The sequence below is a fragment of the Kitasatospora sp. NPDC007106 genome (assembly GCF_040634455.1).
Lineage (GTDB): Bacteria > Actinomycetota > Actinomycetes > Streptomycetales > Streptomycetaceae > Kitasatospora > Kitasatospora arboriphila.
This window is the reverse complement of sequence record NZ_JBEYFP010000091.1, coordinates 1-16,333: the sequence shown is the minus strand read 5'-3', so window position 1 is coordinate 16,333 and position 16,333 is coordinate 1. Positions and strand designations below refer to the sequence as shown.

Genomic DNA, 16,333 nt, shown 5'->3' with positions numbered 1-16,333 from the left:
GTGCGGCGGCCCGGCCGGGCCGCCGCACCGCACCCGTCCGTACACACCGCTCGGCTAGAGTCTGGCGTTCCGACAGCAACCCCGCGGAACAGCGAGGAACCGAGCCGATGGACAGGCTGCAGAACACCGTCCGCCCCTACGCCTGGGGATCGACCACCGCCATCCCCGCCCTCCTCGGCCAGCAGCCCACCGGGGAACCGCAGGCCGAGATGTGGCTCGGTGCGCACCCCGGCGACTCCTCCCGGGTGGACCGCGGCAACGGGCCGGCCACCCTCGACGCGGTGATCGCCGCCGATCCCGGGCGCGAACTCGGCGCCGCCGCCGTCGCCCGCTTCGGCCCCGCCCTGCCCTTCCTGCTCAAGGTCCTCGCCGCCGGCCGGCCGCTCTCCATCCAGGCCCACCCCACGCTGGAGCAGGCCCGCGCCGGGTACGCCGCCGAGGAGGCCGCCGGCATCCCGGTCGACGCCCCGCACCGCAACTACAAGGACGCCAACCACAAGCCGGAACTCCTCTGCGCACTGGACGAGTTCGAGGGTCTCTGCGGCTTCCGCGAGCCTGCGGAGGCGGCCGCGCTGATGGCCTCGCTCGCGGTGCCGGCGCTCGACCCGCTGATCGACGTCCTGCGCAGCAAGCCCGCCGCGGAGGCGCTCGCCGAGACTCTCGCCGCCGTCCTCTCGCTGACCGGCGAGGAGGCCGGGCGCACCGTGGCCGAGGTGGCCCGCGCCGTCGAGGCCGCCGCCGAGGGCGACCCGTCGGGCGCCATGGCCGGATACGCCTTCGCCGCCCGCGAGTTCCCCGGCGACACCGGCCTGATCGCCGCCCTGCTGCTGAACCACGTCCGGCTGCAGCCCGGCGAGGCGCTCTACCTGGGGGCCGGGGTTCCGCACGCCTACCTCCGCGGCACCGGCGTCGAGATCATGGCCAACTCCGACAACGTGCTGCGCTGCGGGCTCACCCCCAAGCACATCGACGTCCCCGAGCTGCTGCGCGTGGTCCGCTTCGAGCCCGGCGCCCCCGACGTGCTGCGGCCCGCGGCGGCCGCCGACGGCGAGCACCACTACCCGGTGCCGGTCGACGAGTTCCGGCTCTCCCGGTACACCCTGGGCGCCGAGCCCGCGGTACTGCCCGGCCCGGCCCCCCAGGTCCTGCTCTGCACCGAGGGCTCCGTCCGGCTCACCTCCGCCGACGGCGGCACGCTGGACCTCGCCCGCGGGCAGTCCGCCTTCCTGCCTGCCGACGGCACCGACACCGCCGTCGCCGGGCCGGGTGCCACCGTCTTCCGCGCCACCGTCACCCTCTGACGCCGGGTCGGCCCGGGCGGCGGGGTACGACGGCCCCGCCGCCCAGCCCGGGACCGGCAGTCCCAGGGTCAACTCTCCTCTGCCGCCGCCGATCGCCCGGTGACAGCCTCGAAGCACACCGACCGGCCGGGCCGACGCCCGGCCGACGAGAACCGAGGAGAGCACCATGCGCGCTGTCACCGTCCGCAGCTACGGCGACGCCCGGCAGGCCGAGATCACCGAAGCGCCCGTCCCCGTCCCAGGGCCGGGCGAGGTCCGGGTCCGCAACCGGGCGCTGGCCGTGCACCCCGCGGACACCGCGGTGCGCTCAGGTCTGATGGCCGGGCTGCTCGGCGCACCACCGTTCCGGCTGGGCTGGGACGTGGCCGGCACGGTCGACGCGGTGGGCGAGGGCGTCACCGCCTTCGCGGTCGGCGAGGACGTCATCGGCCTCTCGCACTGGTTCGCGACCCGTAACGGCACCCACGCCGACTACGCGGTGCTGCCCGCCGACCAGCTCGCCCCCGCCCCGGACGACGTCCCGGCCGCCACCGCCGCGGCGCTCCCGCTCAACGGGCTGACCGCACTGCAGGCCGTCGAGCGCACCGGCCTCGGCGCCGGCGCCACCCTGGTGGTCACCGGTGCGGGCGGCAACCTGGGGTACCTCACCACGCAGCTGGCGCTCGCCCGCGGGCTGCGCGTGCTCGCCGTCGCCGGCCCCCGGGACGAGGCGGAACTCACCGCGATGGGGGCGGAGTTCGTCGCCCGCGGGGAGTCGGCGGTGGACGCCCTGCGCGGCCTCGCCCCCGGTGGTGCCGACGCGGTGGTCGATGCCGCCGGCCTCTCCACACCGCTGCTGGCGGCGGTGCGCGACGGCGGGCTGTTCGTCGCCGTCCGTCCGCCGGCCGCACCCGCGGCCGAACGCGGCATCGAGGTCGCCGTCCACAACGTCCGCCCCGACGGGCCCGCGCTCGCCGGACTGGCGAAGCTGGTCGCGGACGGCCGGCTCGTCGTCCGGGTGGACTCCGTCCTCCCGCTGGAGGAGGTCGCCGCCGCGCACGCCCGGCTGGAGGCGGGCGGCACGCGGGGCGCGGTGGTGCTGACCGTGTGACCGGGCGACGCTCCGGGGCCTCAGCCCAGGACGGGGTGGGCGGCCTGGTAGGCCAGGCGTTCGTCGGCACCGTCACCGATGCGGGTGAGGAGTTCGTCCAGGGCCAGGAACTCCTCCCACCCGGGGCGGCCGCCGACCCGGCACAGCTCGGCCACCACGCGGTCCTCCAGGTCCGGGACGCGCTTGTTCTTCCAGACCTTGTCGGCCAGGCTCACCAGCAGGTCCTCGGCCCGGGTGCCGGGGGCGTCCCAGGTGGCGTGCCCGGCGGCGAACCGGGCCAGCTCCGCGGACACCCCGTGCTCCAGCAGGAGGTCCCGCCCGGCCGGTTCGTGTGCGGAGCCGGGGCCGGACAGCTCGGCGGGGTGCCGGACCTTGCCGATGTCGTGCGTGGCCGCGCCGAACAGCACGGCCCCCCGGTCGAGTTCGAGCGCCGGGCAGTGCTCCGCCACCCAGTCGAGGAGCTGCCCCGCGACCTCGTGGACGGCCCGCAGGTGGGCCACCAGCCGGGGCGGGGCGCCGAGGTCCCGCAGCAGTTCGGCGACCTCCTGTGGCAGCGGCCGCAACCGCGGTGTCCGGCAGTCGTCCAGGGCGACGGCGAGCACGTCCACGACCCCCTCGTAGGGTCTCGCCGCCCGCGACATGTCGATCTCGCGTGACCCGGGCGTTCCCGGCTGCCTCACGGCCCTGTCATCCATGATCGGTCTCACATCCGTGGCATGCCCTCGCGAGGGCGAGGCCGGGATCGGGCGGCTTGCCCGTGCCGGCCAAGTACACCAGGCTGAGCCACGAGCACGAGGACCACCGGCGAGCCCGGTTCGCGCACCGACGGGCTTCCCCGGCCGCGCCGGTCCGTACCCCGGACACCTACGGACGGAAGGCTGAGCCGTGCGGAAACTGATCTACGGGATGAACCTGACCCTGGACGGCTACATCGCCGCGGCCGGTGACGACATCGGCTGGAGCGGACCGCCGAGCAGCGAGCTGTTCCAGTGGTGGCTCGACCACGAGCAGGCGAGTGAACTGTCGCTGTACGGGCGCAAGCTGTGGGAGACCATGAGCTCCTACTGGCCGACCGGCGACCGGCAGCCCGACGCCACCCCGGCGGAGGTCGAGTTCGCCCGGAACTGGCGGGACACGCCGAAGGTGGTGTTCTCCTCGACGATCCACGAGGTCGACTGGAACACCCGCCTGGTCACCGGCGACGCGATCGCCGAGATCACCCGGCTCAAGGCCGAGGACGGCGGCCCCATGAACATCGGCGGCGCAACGCTCGCCGGGGCCGCCATGCGCGCCGGGCTGATCGACGAGTACGTGATCGCCACCCATCCGGTCCTGGTGGGCGGCGGCACACCGTTCTTCACCGCGCTGGACGGCTGGGTGAACCTGAACCTGGTGGAGACGCGGACGTTGCCCGGCGGCGTGGTCCTGACCAGGTACGAGACGAGGCGCTGAGCAGCTTCCCGCTGCCCCGGATCCGTGTCGGACATGCCGTCGCCGGCCACGGAGTCCGAGACCTTGCCTGCCCCTCAGCCCATGTCGCGGGTCATGTCGACGAAGCGCGAGTAGTGGCCCTGGAAGGCGACGGTGATGGTCGCGGTGGGGCCGTTGCGGTGCTTGGCGACGATGAGGTCGGCCTCGCCCGCGCGCGGGGACTCCTTCTCGTAGGCGTCCTCGCGGTGCAGCAGGATGACCATGTCGGCGTCCTGCTCGATGGATCCGGACTCTCGCAGGTCCGAGACCATCGGCTTCTTGTCGGTGCGCTGTTCGGGTCCACGGTTCAGCTGGCTGAGCGCGATGACCGGGAGCTCCAGCTCCTTGGCGAGCAGCTTGAGGTTTCGGGACATGTCGGAGACCTCCTGCTGACGGCTCTCGGCCCGGCGGGAGCCGCCGGACTGCATCAGCTGGAGGTAGTCGATGACGACCAGTCGGAGGTCGTTGCGCTGCTTGAGCCGGCGGCACTTGGCCCGGATCTCCATCATCGACAGGTTCGGCGAATCGTCGATGTAGAGCGGCGCGTTGGTGACGTCGGGCATCCGGCGGGCGACCCGCGTCCAGTCGTCGTCCGTCATGTTGCCCGAGCGCATGTGGTGCAGCGCCACCCGCGCCTCGGCGGACAGCAGGCGCATCGCGATCTCGTTGCGCCCCATTTCGAGCGAGAAGATGACGCTGGGCAGGTTGTTGTGGATGGAGGCGGCCCGGGCGAAGTCCAGCGCCAGGGTCGACTTGCCCATCGCGGGACGGGCCGCGATGACGATCATCTGACCCGGGTGCAGTCCGTTGGTCAGCTGGTCGAAGTCGGCGAACCCGGTGGGCACGCCGTTCATCTGGCCGGCCCGCGAGCCGATCGCCTCGATCTCGTCGAGGGCGCCCTCCATGATGTCGGCGAGCGGGGCGTAGTCCTCGTTGGTGCGCTGCTCGGTGACGGCGTAGATCTCGGCCTGCGCGGCGTTGACGATCTCGTCGACGTCGCCCTCCGCCGCGTAGCCCATGCCGGCGATCCTGGTGCCGGCCTCGACCAGGCGTCTGAGGACGGCCCGCTCGTGGACGATCTCCGCGTAGTACTCCGCGTTGGCCGCGGTCGGAACGGAGTTGACCAGGGTGTGCAGGTAGCCGGGGCCGCCCACCCGGGCGAGCTCGCCGCGCTTGGTCAGCTCGCCGGCGACGGTGATCGGGTCGGCGGGCTCGCCGCGGGCGTACAGGTCGAGGATCGCGCCGTGGATGAGCTCGTGGGCGGGCCGGTAGTAGTCGGCCGGCTTGAGCACCTCGACGACGTCGGCGATGGCGTCCTTGGAGAGCAGCATGCCGCCGAGGACGGACTGCTCGGCCGCCAGGTCCTGCGGGGGGACGCGCTCGAAGCCGTCCGCGGCGGGCATCCGCTCCTCGTCGGACCCGCCGTCCCGCCGGCCGCCGTCGCCGCGCCGGAAGCCGTCGCCGCCGCGCTGGAGGGAGCCCCGGCCGCCGCCCTGGCCGCCGCCGTCACGGCTGCGGGAGACCGGCAGGCGGTCGCTCGGCGTGCTGGGGAAGGAGCCGGGACCGAAGGCGTCGTCGGACGGCTGCCAGTCGTCCTCCGGGGGCGGGGGAACGTCGTGGTCGTCGTACTGGGGGCCGGTCACGCGTGTTCCCCGATCAGCGAATCGTGCGAGTGGAGCGGGCCTTGCCGATGACGCATCCTCCTTCATACGCCACCCGGCCGACATTTCCGCCACCGGGCCACGGGTGTCGCGCGGGGCGGCCCCGGCCGGGCCCGGAACGGGCACGGGGCAGGGGCGGGTCGGCGCCCCACGCTACGGCGCCGGGGGCTGTTCGGCCAAGACGGTTATCCACAGGGGGTGTGGACGACGGGTCGCCACCTGTGGAGAAGTGCCCGAAACCTGTGCACAACCCTGTGGACAGGTCTGTGGATAACCACACCATCCTCTACCGTCAACCGTTTGACCTGCGATTACTTCCTCGATCGGCTGTGCATGAGAAAAAGTTCACACGGCCGCCCGTTCACCCGACGGGCCGTGGACATCCCGTTCCGTGGTCCCTCGATCAAGATTTCGAGTAAGTGATGCAGATCCTATTCACCACTTACCTGTGGATGAGTAGTCTGGCTCACATGACCTCCCCGACCGCCCGTCGCAGCCACGACCGCGAGATCCTCGCGCTCGCCGTGCCGGCCTTCGGCGCCCTGGTCGCCGAGCCGCTCTTCCTGATGGCCGACTCGGCGATCGTCGGCCACCTCGGCACCGCCCAGCTGGCCGGGCTCGGCACCGCCTCCGCCGTGCTCACCACCGTCATCGGCGTCTTCGTCTTCCTCGCCTACGCCACCACCGCCGCGGTCGCCCGCAGGATCGGCGCCGGCGACCGGCGGGCCGCCGTCCAGCAGGGCGTGGACGGCATCTGGCTGGCCCTGCTCCTCTCCGCCGGGCTCGTCCTGCTGACCGTGGCGCTGGCCCCGCAGGCGACCGCCCTGCTGGGCGCCTCCCCCACCGCGGCCCCGCACGCCGTCACCTACCTGCGGATCAGCGCCCTCGGCATCCCCGCCATGCTGGTCGTGCTGGCGGCCACCGGCGTGCTGCGCGGCCTGCAGGACACCCGCACCCCGCTGCTGGTCGCGGTGGCCGGCTTCGCGGCGAACGCCGTGCTCAACCTCGGCCTGGTGTACGGGGCCGGCCTCGGCGTGGCCGGCTCCGCCTGGGGCACCGTGCTGGCCCAGAACGCGATGGCCGCCGCCTACCTGGTCGTGGTGGTGCGCGGCGCCCGGCGGGAGGGCGCCGGCCTGCGGCCGGACGCCGCCGGGATCCGGGCCTGCGCCCGGGCCGGCGGGCCGCTGCTGGTCCGCACCCTCAGCCTGCGGGCCGTGCTGCTGATCGCCACCGCGGTGGCCGCCACCCTGGGCGACGCCGAGATCGCCGCCCACCAGATCACCATGACCATCTGGTCCTTCGTGGCCTTCGCCCTGGACGCCGTGGCGATCGCCGGGCAGGCGATCGTCGGCCGGTACCTGGGCGCCGGCGACGTGGCGGGCACCCGCGCGGCGACGCGGCGGATGGTCGAGTGGGGCATCGGCGCGGGCCTGCTGCTCGGCCTGCTGATCGTGCTGGCCCGTCCGCTGTACGTACCGCTGTTCACCGCCGACCCGGCGGTGCGGGCGGAGCTGGGCACCGCGCTGCTGCTGGCCGCGCTCACCCAGCCGGTGGGCGGTGTGGTGTTCGTCCTGGACGGGGTGCTGATGGGCGCCGGCGACGGCGGCTATCTGGCGGCGGCGATGCTGGCGACCCTGGTGGTCTTCGCCCCGGCCGCGCTCGCGGTGCCGGGCCTCGGCGGCGGGCTGGCCGCGCTCTGGTGGGCGATGAACCTCTTCATGCTCACCCGGGCGTTCTTCCTGGTGCTCCGGGTGCGCACCGGGCGCTGGCTGGTGACCGGCGCCGTCCGCGCCTGAGCCGCACCTGAGCCGCACCTGAGCCGCACCCGTCCCCTCCGGGGCCGGGCCCGGACGGGACGGCGGAACGACCGAGGGCCGGCCTCCCCCTGCGGGGAGACCGGCCCTCGAACTGCTACGGGAGCGCTCAGGCGGCCACGACGTTGACGTCGAGGTTGGCCTGCACGTCGGAGTGCAGCTTGACCGAGACCTTGTGGGTGCCCAGGGTCTTGATCGGGGAGGCGATCGCGACGGCGCGCTTGTCCACCGCCGGGCCGTCGGCGGCCTTGATGGCGTCGACGACGTCGGCCTGGGTCACCGAGCCGAACAGGCGGCCGGCGTCGCCCGAGCGGACGGCGAGCTTGACCTGCAGGCCCTCGAGCTTGGCCTTGACCTCGTTGGCCGCCTCGAGGGTCTGGATCTCGTGGATCTTGCGGGCGCGACGGATCGCGTCGACGTCCTTCTGGCCGCCCTTGGTCCAGCGGATGGCGAAGCCGCGCGGGACCAGGAAGTTGCGGGCGTAGCCGTCCTTGACCTCGACGACCTCGCCGGCGCTGCCGAGGCCGGGGACCTCGTGAGTGAGGATGATCTTCATTGTTCGGTCACCCTCTCTTAGCGCGTGGTGGAGGTGTAGGGCAGCAGCGCCATCTCACGGCTGTTCTTCACGGCCGTGGCGACGTCACGCTGGTGCTGGGTGCAGTTGCCGGTGACCCGGCGGGCACGGATCTTGCCGCGGTCGGAGATGAACTTCCGCAGCAGGTTCGTGTCCTTGTAGTCAACGTAGTTGACCTTGTCCTTGCAGAAGACGCAAACCTTCTTCTTCGGCTTGCGAGCAGGCGGCTTCGCCATCATGTGCTCCATTGGGGATGGACGGTCCGGACGCGCGAGGCGGCGCGGACCGCACGAAATCTCTCAGCATGCCAGGGCCCGGCCCAGGGGCCGTGCCCGGCGTGCACCGCTAGAACGGGGGCTCTTCCGAGTAGCCGCCGCCGGAGTTGCCACCCCAGCCGCCGCCGCCCTGGTTGCCACCGGAGGGCGCGGAGGACGCCCACGGGTCGTCGGACGGGCCGGACTGGCCGCCGGAGTTGCCACCCCAGCCGCCGCCGCCACCGCCCTGCTGGCCGCCCCAGCCGCCGCCGGACGGAGCCCCGCCCTGCTGGCCGCCGAAGCCGCCGCCACCGCCGGGGCCGCCGGACCGGTTGGCCCGGGTGACCTTGGCGGTCGCCGACCGCAGGCTCGGGCCGACCTCGTCGACCTCCACCTCGAAGACCGTCCGCTTCTCGCCTTCCTTGGTGTCGTAAGACCGCTGGCGCAGCCGGCCCTGCACGATGACGCGCATGCCCTTCTGCAGCGACTCGGCGACGTTCTCCGCCGGCTGCCGCCAGACGTTGCACGTGAGGAAGAGGCTCTCGCCGTCCTTCCACTCGTTGGTCTGGCGGTCGAAGGTGCGCGGGGTGGACGCGATACGGAACTTCGCGACCGCGGCACCCGACGGGGTGAAGCGCAGCTCGGGGTCGTCGACGAGATTGCCGACGAGGGTGATGACGGTCTCGCCTGCCATGGTGGTGATGACCTCTCGGAAAAAGGAGTTCTGCGGTGCTCGCTCGGTGTTTCACGTGAAACACCGGGCGTGAGTCACCTGACGCCGGAGGCGTCAGAGGTGGCTCAGTGGGTGTCCGGGCGCAGGACCTTGGTCCGCAGAACCGACTCGCTCAGGCTGAGCTGGCGGTCGAGCTCCTTGACGACCTCAGGCGTGGCCTTCAGGTCGATGACCGAGTAGATGCCCTCGGACTGCTTGTTGATCTCGTAGGCCAGACGACGACGGCCCCAGGTGTCGATCTTCTCGACCTTGCCGCCACCGGTGCGGACAACGTTGAGGAAGTTCTCGATCAGGGGGGAGACAGCGCGCTCCTCGACCGACGGGTCGAGGATCACCATCACCTCGTAGTGACGCATGGGTAACCCACCTCCTTTGGACTCAACGGCCACGGTCTCTCCGTGGCAGGAGGGTTGTGCAGCGTCGCACCGGTGCGGTGTCGACTCCGGCCACCGTAGTGGCGGGGTCTGACAACCGGTCCCGGCGAAGGGCACACGGGGGCACACCTACACCAGTGCAGACCGCACAGCCTACCGGGCCGGAGGGTCCGACCCAAAACGCATAGGGGTTGTGATCCTGGGCATACCGGCCGCAATCTGGACGGAACGGCACGCTGTCCGGTCCGTGCCGCCGACGGGCACCGCCCCGTCCCGCCCGTAGTCCACCCGGGAGGTGGGTCCCATGGCTCAGACCGTCCGCCGGTTTCCGGCCCTCACCCTCAACACCGACGGCCACACGCACCCGCGCGAGAACGCGTTCGTCGCGGTGGCCGCCGTCTTCGGCCTGCTGGCCTTCGTCAGCGCGTTCTTCGACAACCTGCACATCATGAGCTCGTGGACCGGCCTGGTCGGCATCGTGGCCGGCCTGTGGGGCCAGTTCATCTCGGTCACCACGGCCGAGCGCTTCGCCCTGGTGATCTCCACCGGCCTGGCCGGTGTGGGCCTCTACCTCGGCCTCGCGCACGGCGGCTTCTTCGGGGGCTTGTGGTGACCCGCGCGCGCCGGTCCGCCGCGTGACCTCCGGTGCCCTCCTCGCGTACTCGCCCGTGCTCGGGTATCAGGTACGCGGAGAGGGCACCGGCATGTCCGGCCAGCCCCGGCAGAAACGGACCATTCGGGCGATAGGGTCGCCGTGACCTCACCCTGGACCGCCCGACCGAGGAGGAGCATCCCAGCATGAGCCTGCGCCTGAGGACGATCAGCCGCGAGGAACACCTCGCCTTCATCCAGTCCCGTCCCTCCGCCAGTCACATGCAGGTGCCCGCCTGGGCGGACGTGAAGGCGGAGTGGCGCTCGGAGAGCCTCGGCTGGTTCGACGAGTCGGGCGTGCAGGTCGGTGCGGGCCTGGTGCTGTACCGGCAGCTCCCCAAGGTGAAGCGCTACCTGGCCTACCTGCCGGAGGGCCCGGTGATCGACTGGTTCGACCGGGACCTCGACGGCTGGCTGCAGCCGATGCTGGCGCACCTCAAGGACCGGGGCGCGTTCTCGGTGAAGATGGGCCCGCCGGTGGTCGTCCGCCGCTGGGACGCCACCACCCTCAAGGCCGCCATCGCCAGCGGACAGGCCAAGCGGCTGCGCGACGTCGAGCCGGACTGGTACGAGCCGCGCGCCTTCGAGGTCGCCGACCGGCTCCGCAAGGCCGGCTGGCTGCAGGGCGAGGACGGCGGCGCGGGCTTCGGCGACGTCCAGCCCCGCTACGTCTTCCAGGTGCCGCTCGCCGACCGCTCGCTCGACGACGTCCAGCGCGGCTTCAACCAGCTGTGGCGGCGCAACATCAAGAAGGCCGAGAAGAGCGGCGTCGAGGTCGTCCAGGGCGGCTTCGACGACCTGGAGGTCTTCCACCGCCTCTACGTGGTCACCGCCGCGCGGGACCGCTTCACCCCCCGGCCGCTGGCCTACTTCCAGCGGATGTGGAAGTCGCTCGCCGCCGAGGACCCGAACCGGATGCGGCTCTACATCGCCTACCACGAGGGCGAACCGCTGGCCGCGACCACCATGCTCGCCGTCGGCGAGCACGTCTGGTACTCCTACGGCGCCTCCGCCGACCACAAGCGCGAGGTCAAGCCGTCGAACGCGATCCAGTGGCGGATGATGCGCGACGCCTACGCGCTGGGCGCCACCCTCTACGACCTGCGCGGGATCAGCGACACCCTCCAGGAGGACGACCACCTCTTCGGGCTGATCCAGTTCAAGCTCGGCACCGGCGGCCAGGCCGCCGAGTACCTCGGCGAGTGGGACTTCCCGCTGAACAAGCTGCTGCACAAGGCGCTCGACCTCTACATGTCGCGCCGCTGAGACGCCCTCACCACATCCTCGGGGAGTGACGATGACCCTGTCGCTGTACGTGGACACCGCCCGCTGGCGGGCGCACCAGCAGGCGGTGCTGGCGGAGTACCCCGGCCTGGTGCCGGTGGCCAAGGGCAACGGCTACGGACTGGGCAACGCCCGGCTCGCCGAGGAGGCGGCGCTGCTCGGCACCGGGATGCTGGCGGTCGGCACCGCCCAGGAGGCCGCCGACGTGTCCTTCCCCGGGGACCTGCTGGTGCTCACCCCGTACCGGCCGGGCGAGGACGCGCCCGCGGTGCCGCCCGGGACGATCCGCACGGTCGCCCACCTCGACGCCCTGCGGGCGCTGCCGGCCGGCGCCCGGGTGGTGGTGGAGTGCATGACCAGCATGAGACGCCACGGCATCGCCCGCGCCGACCTGGCCAAGCTGCCCACCGACGGCCCGGTGGTGGAGGGCTTCGCGCTGCACCTGCCGCTGGACCGGCCGGACGGCTCGGACCCGGCCGGCGAGGTGGCCGACTGGATGGAGGCGATCGCCGCGGCGGGCCCGGCGCCGGGCACGGTCTACCTGAGCCACCTGGCCGCCGCCGACGTGGCGCGCCTGGGCTCCCGGTACCCGGACACCGCCTTCCGCTCCCGGATCGGCACCCGGCTCTGGCTCGGCGACGTCGCCGCGCTGCACGCCGCCGCCACCGTGCTGGACGTGACCGCGGTGGCCAGGGGCGAGCGCTACGGCTACCGCCAGCACAAGGCGCCCTCCGACGGCCACCTGCTGGTGGTCACCGGCGGCACCGCGCACGGCGTCGGCATGGAGGCCCCCAAGTACCTGCACGGCGTGCTGCCCCGCGCCAAGGGCCTGGCCCGGGCCGGGCTGGCCGCCGTCAACCGCACCCTCTCCCCGTACGCCTGGGGCGGCCGCCAGCTGTGGTTCGCCGAGCCGCCGCACATGCAGGTGTCGATCCTCTTCCTGCCGGGCGCCACCAAGCCCCCGGTGATCGGCGACGAACTCCCGCTCACCGTCCGCCACACCACCACCCACTTCGACCGGGTGGTCGACCACCGGGAGACCTTGCTGGGCGCCGCCTAGGCGCCGGGCGCGTCCCGGTCGGGGGCCGCGCCGTCGGCGGGCACCGGGGCGGCCTCGTCGGGCGCGCTCCAGGTCCAGTCGTACTGCGGCGCGTACTCCGCGTAGGTCGCCTCCTCGCGCAGCCGGCGGGCGGCGCCGAGCACGAAGACGTCCGGGGCGCCGTCCAGCACACCGCCGGAGGGGTCGTCGCTGCCGTCCCAGCGGACGGGGTCGTGCTCCGGGTGCAGCATGTCGCGGACGACCATCGCGCAGAGGTAGAGCGTGCCGAGCAGGTGCAGGGCGATCGCCAGGTGGTACCAGTCCTGGCCGATGCCGTGCTGCTTGGAGTCGCCGGTGTAGGCGAGGTACGACCAGACGCCGAGGAAGTACAGCACCTCGCAGGTCTGCCAGATCAGGAAGTCCCGCCAGCGCGGCCGGGCGAGGGCGGCGAGCGGGATCAGCCACAGCACGTACTGCGGCGAGTAGACCTTGTTGGTGAGCACGAACGCGGCGACCACCAGCAGGGCGAGCTGGGCGAAGCGGGGGCGGCGCGGCGCGGAGAGCGCCAGCCAGCCGACGGCCAGGCAGCACAGCACCAGCAGCACCGAGATCCAGGTGTTGAGGGTGGGCAGCTGCTGGTTGCGGTCCTGCATGAGGATCAGCCAGAACGAGCCGAAGTCCTCCTTGCGGACCTGGCTGAAGGTGTAGAAGGTCGCCCAGCCCTTGAAATTGGCGATCATGATGGGCAGGTTGACGACCAGCCAGGCCGCGACCGCGCCGCCGAGCGCCCGGCCGAAGTCGCGCCACTTCCCGGCGCGCCAGCACAGCACCAGCAGCGGCCCGAGCAGCAGCACGGGGTAGAGCTTGGCCGCGGTGGCCAGTCCGATGAGGACACCGGCCGCGACCGGCCGGGAGCCCGCCCAGTACGCCATGGCGACGGCGGCCAGCGCCACCGCGAGCATGTCCCAGTTGATGGTGGAGTCCAGGGCCAGGCAGGGCGCGACGGCGAACAGCAGCGCGTCCCACGGGCGCCGGCGGTGGGTGCGGGTGAGCGCCACCACGACGACCACCGCGCAGACCATCAGCATGCCCGCGTTGACCATCCAGAACCACTGTTCGCGCCCCTGCAGCTCGCCGCCGGTCGGCGTCAGCCAGGCCGCGACCTGCATGAACAGACCGGTCAGGACGGGGTACTCCAGGTACTGCATGTCCTGGGTCGGGAAGGGCAGCGGGTCCAGGTACGGGTGGCGCCCGCTGTCGAAGCCGCGACCGGAGAACAGGTGCGGGATGTCGCTGTAGCAGGCGTGGGTGTACTGGGTGGTCGCGCCGTGGAACCAGCCGCCGTCGTAGCACGGCACCTTCTGCACCAGGCCGAGCACGTAGGTGGCGATGACGACCAGGGCGAGGAAGCGGGCCGGGGTCCACCAGGAGACGCCGAGCAGCGCGCGGCGTCCGGGCGGGCCGCCGAACACCTCGCTGCCGGCCGCCGCGACCGGGTCCTCGTCGGCCGGCACGACGACGGTGTTGGGCAGCGGACCGGCCGCCGGTGCGGGCGCGGGCCCGGCGGTCTCGTGGGTGCTGGACGTCATGGCGGACATACTGCCGCACCACCGCCCGCACGACGAGGAGACCCCGGCAAAGACACCGGCGCCGGCCCGCCCCCTGGGGGGTGGACCGGCGCCGGTGCTCCGTCACTGTCCTGTCAGCGCGCCTCCGCCGCCGCCTCCTCCGCCGCCACCGCCCTGGGTGGAGGTGTCGGTCGGGCTCGGCGAGGGCTTGCCGGTCCGGGTCGGGCCCGTCCTGGTCGGGCAGATGAGGAAGCAGCTCTCCGTCGCGGTCGGCGACGGGCTGCCGGTCGGCCCGGTGGTCGGGCTCGGCGTGGTCGACGGGCTCCCCGACGGGGAGGCCGAGGCCGAGGCCGAGGCGGAGGCCGAGGGCGACGCGGTCGACGGGGCGCCCGAGGCGTCCACCTTCACACCGGCCTCGCCCGGGTCCGGGAAGTTGCGCGGGTTGCCCGGGCCGATGACCTTCATGTAACGGGTGAAGACGTCGGTCGGGAAGTCACCACCGTGGATCTCGGTCTTGCCGGCGGTGCCGTCGAGCGAGAGCAGACCGGGCTTGCCAGGCTCCTCGCGCCACATGCCGACCGAGGTCACCAGGCTGTTGGTGTAGCCGACCCACCAGGCCGAGGTGCCGGAGTCGGTGGTGCCGGTCTTGCCCGCCACCGGGAAGCCCAGCTCGTTGGTCTTCTTGCCGGTGCCGTTCTTGGCCACGTTCTCCAGCACGTCGGTGATGTTGTCGGCGACGGCCGGGTCGAGCACCTTCTTCGCGGGCGGCTTGGTGAACATCGGAAGGTCGACGCCGTCCTTGGACACCCGCCTCACCGAGTACGGGTCGGTCTGCTGGCCGTGGGCCGCGAACACCGAGTAGGCCGAGGCCATGCGGATCGCGCTCGGCGTCGAGGTGCCCAGCGGGAAGGTGATGGTGCTGGACGGCGCCAGGCTGCCCTGGCGCAGGCCCATCTTCAGCACCATGGCCTCGACGTTCTTGCCGCCGACGTCCTGGTTGAGCTGGACGAAGGGCACGTTGTAGGAGTTCTTCATGGCCTCCTTCAGCGTCACGTACCCCGGGGCGGAGGTGCTGTCGTTGCGCTGGCGGTAGGGCTGGCCGTTGTCGCCGATGACGGGGCTGCCGTCCGGCTTGAAGATCTCGGTCAGGTTGTTGGCCATGTACCGGCTGTCGGTGCTGATCTTGGTCGGATGTCCCTCGTCGTCCGTCTTGGTCAGCACGCCGGTCTGCATGGCGGTGGCCAGGACGAAGGGCTTGAAGGTCGAGCCGACCGGGATGCCGGGGGCGTCGGCGTTGTTGGTGTAGTGGCCGTTCTCGATGCCGTCGCCGCCGTAGATGGCCACGATGGCACCGTCGTTGGGCACCACCGAGGCCGCACCCATCTGCACGAACTTGTCCTTGTCGTGCTTGTCCGGGTGGAGGTTGTCCTTCTGGAAGCCGTCCACGGCGGCCTTCAGCGCGTCGACCTTGGTCTTCTCGAAGGTGGTGTAGATCTTGTAGCCGCCGTGCTGGAGATCGTTCTCGTTGATGGTCGGGTCCTTGGCCATCAGGTACTTGTTGGCCGTCTCCACCAGGTAGTTGATCTCACCCTTCATGTTCGACTGGGCCTTGGGCTTGATCGGCTCCGGGAAGGCCTTCCCGCACTTGTCGACGTCCGCCTGGGTGGCCAGGTTGGCGACGACCATGCGCTTGAGGACGTACTCCCAGCGCTCCTGCATGCGCTTGTGGTTCTCGGGGGTCAGCGACGGGTCGTAGAGGCCCGCGCCCTTGAGCAGGCCGGCCAGCATGGCGCCCTGGCAGATGTCGATCTGCGAGGCGTCCTTGCCGTAGTAGGCCTGGGCCGCGGCCTGGACCCCGATGGAGTTGCGGCCGTACCAGCTGGTGTTGAGGTAGCCCTTGAGGACCTCGTCCTTCTGGTCGGCGATCTTGAGCGTGATGAACAGCTCCTTGACCTTGCGGGTCACGGTCTGGTCCTTGCTCAGGTAGTAGTTCTTGACGTACTGCTGGGTGATCGTCGAGCCGCCCTGGGTCTCGCCGCCGGAGGCCATCTTGTAGACGGCGCGGGCGATGCCCTTGGGGTCGATGCCGCTGTCGGTGCGGAAGGTCTCGTTCTCGGCCGCGATCGTGGTGTCCTGCGCCGCCCGGCTGATGTCGGCCAGCGGGACGACCTGGCGGCTGGTGGTGCCGCCCGTGCGGGTCATCTCACTGCCGTCGGCCCAGAAGTAGATGTTGTTCTGCTCGTCGAACTCCTTGTTCGCGTCCGGGACGGGGGTCAGCGCGAAGGCGACGCCGACGGCCGCGACGGTGCCGCCGAAGAAGACGAGGAAGAGCGTGAGGATCTGCTTCCACGAGGGGATCCAGCGGCGGAAGCCGCTCCTGCCCCAGCGCGGGTAGTCGACGAAGCGCTTCTTGGGCGGCGCGCCGGCCGGCGGGCCCCCGCGCCGGCGATCGGAATAGCACACCTCAGTACACCAGTCACCCCAAGACATAAAGCGTATTCCGTCTTCTTCTTGAAAAAA

The 16,333-nt window shown here is 72.0% G+C and carries 15 protein-coding genes; 7 read left to right on the top strand and 8 right to left on the bottom strand.

The annotated features are described in order from the left end of the window. The first annotated feature begins 107 nt into the window (after positions 1 to 107). Both manA and ABZ641_RS11670 read left to right on the top strand, forming a co-directional pair. On the top strand, positions 108 to 1,301 hold the full coding sequence (gene manA / locus ABZ641_RS11675; protein ID WP_359981019.1) for a mannose-6-phosphate isomerase, class I: 1,194 nt from the start codon (positions 108 to 110) through the stop codon (positions 1,299 to 1,301). A 166-nt stretch (positions 1,302 to 1,467) separates the two neighbouring features. Continuing rightward, entirely contained in the window at positions 1,468 to 2,391 is a 924-nt protein-coding gene (locus tag ABZ641_RS11670; protein ID WP_344622992.1) for an NADP-dependent oxidoreductase, read from the top strand. 20 nt (positions 2,392 to 2,411) lie between these two features. On the opposite strand, the gene ABZ641_RS11665 is transcribed toward ABZ641_RS11670, so the two are convergent. Then, on the bottom strand, positions 2,412 to 2,999 hold the full coding sequence (locus ABZ641_RS11665; RefSeq protein ID WP_359981016.1) for an HD domain-containing protein: 588 nt from the start codon (positions 2,997 to 2,999) through the stop codon (positions 2,412 to 2,414). Between the two features lie 277 nt (positions 3,000 to 3,276). Here ABZ641_RS11665 and ABZ641_RS11660 point away from each other — a divergent pair, with 277 nt between their 5' ends. Further along, positions 3,277 to 3,843, top strand: a complete 567-nt coding sequence (locus ABZ641_RS11660; RefSeq protein ID WP_344622994.1) for a dihydrofolate reductase family protein — start codon at positions 3,277 to 3,279, stop codon at positions 3,841 to 3,843. Between the two features lie 74 nt (positions 3,844 to 3,917). Here ABZ641_RS11660 and dnaB read toward each other — a convergent pair whose 3' ends face one another. After that, complete coding sequence (dnaB, locus tag ABZ641_RS11655) at positions 3,918 to 5,390, bottom strand: replicative DNA helicase (protein WP_344623077.1); 1,473 nt, start codon at positions 5,388 to 5,390, stop codon at positions 3,918 to 3,920. Between the two features lie 602 nt (positions 5,391 to 5,992). On the opposite strand from dnaB, the gene ABZ641_RS11650 reads away from it, so the two are divergent. Next, complete coding sequence (locus tag ABZ641_RS11650; protein ID WP_359981014.1) at positions 5,993 to 7,318, top strand: MATE family efflux transporter; 1,326 nt, start codon at positions 5,993 to 5,995, stop codon at positions 7,316 to 7,318. 127 nt (positions 7,319 to 7,445) lie between these two features. On the opposite strand, the gene rplI is transcribed toward ABZ641_RS11650, so the two are convergent. From rplI to rpsF, 4 genes are all read right to left on the bottom strand, one after another. Beyond that, positions 7,446 to 7,892: a 50S ribosomal protein L9 gene (rplI, locus tag ABZ641_RS11645; protein WP_263104424.1), complete on the bottom strand. Its 447-nt coding sequence runs from the start codon at positions 7,890 to 7,892 to the stop codon at positions 7,446 to 7,448. Positions 7,893 to 7,909: 17 nt separating this feature from the next. Further along, complete coding sequence (rpsR, locus tag ABZ641_RS11640) at positions 7,910 to 8,146, bottom strand: 30S ribosomal protein S18 (RefSeq protein WP_030270170.1); 237 nt, start codon at positions 8,144 to 8,146, stop codon at positions 7,910 to 7,912. Positions 8,147 to 8,255: 109 nt separating this feature from the next. Beyond that, complete coding sequence (locus ABZ641_RS11635; RefSeq protein ID WP_030270168.1) at positions 8,256 to 8,858, bottom strand: single-stranded DNA-binding protein; 603 nt, start codon at positions 8,856 to 8,858, stop codon at positions 8,256 to 8,258. A gap of 104 nt (positions 8,859 to 8,962) precedes the next feature. Beyond that, entirely contained in the window at positions 8,963 to 9,253 is a 291-nt protein-coding gene (gene rpsF / locus ABZ641_RS11630; RefSeq protein WP_030270167.1) for a 30S ribosomal protein S6, read from the bottom strand. Positions 9,254 to 9,575: 322 nt separating this feature from the next. Here rpsF and ABZ641_RS11625 point away from each other — a divergent pair, with 322 nt between their 5' ends. The 3 genes from ABZ641_RS11625 to ABZ641_RS11615 all read left to right on the top strand — a co-directional run bounded on the left by ABZ641_RS11625 (position 9,576) and on the right by ABZ641_RS11615 (position 12,266). Further along, positions 9,576 to 9,884: a hypothetical protein gene (locus tag ABZ641_RS11625; protein WP_359981009.1), complete on the top strand. Its 309-nt coding sequence runs from the start codon at positions 9,576 to 9,578 to the stop codon at positions 9,882 to 9,884. A 185-nt stretch (positions 9,885 to 10,069) separates the two neighbouring features. Continuing rightward, complete coding sequence (locus ABZ641_RS11620; protein WP_359981006.1) at positions 10,070 to 11,188, top strand: peptidoglycan bridge formation glycyltransferase FemA/FemB family protein; 1,119 nt, start codon at positions 10,070 to 10,072, stop codon at positions 11,186 to 11,188. Positions 11,189 to 11,219: 31 nt separating this feature from the next. Beyond that, positions 11,220 to 12,266, top strand: coding sequence for an alanine racemase (locus ABZ641_RS11615; RefSeq protein WP_344623078.1), 1,047 nt, complete (start codon positions 11,220 to 11,222; stop codon positions 12,264 to 12,266). On the opposite strand, the gene ABZ641_RS11610 is transcribed toward ABZ641_RS11615, so the two are convergent. Both ABZ641_RS11610 and ABZ641_RS11605 read right to left on the bottom strand, forming a co-directional pair. Further along, positions 12,263 to 13,834, bottom strand: coding sequence for a glycosyltransferase 87 family protein (locus ABZ641_RS11610; RefSeq protein WP_344622998.1), 1,572 nt, complete (start codon positions 13,832 to 13,834; stop codon positions 12,263 to 12,265). The genes ABZ641_RS11615 and ABZ641_RS11610 overlap by 4 nt on opposite strands. Before the next feature lie 102 nt (positions 13,835 to 13,936). Then, positions 13,937 to 16,276: a transglycosylase domain-containing protein gene (locus tag ABZ641_RS11605; RefSeq protein WP_359981003.1), complete on the bottom strand. Its 2,340-nt coding sequence runs from the start codon at positions 16,274 to 16,276 to the stop codon at positions 13,937 to 13,939. Positions 16,277 to 16,333 lie beyond the last annotated feature (57 nt).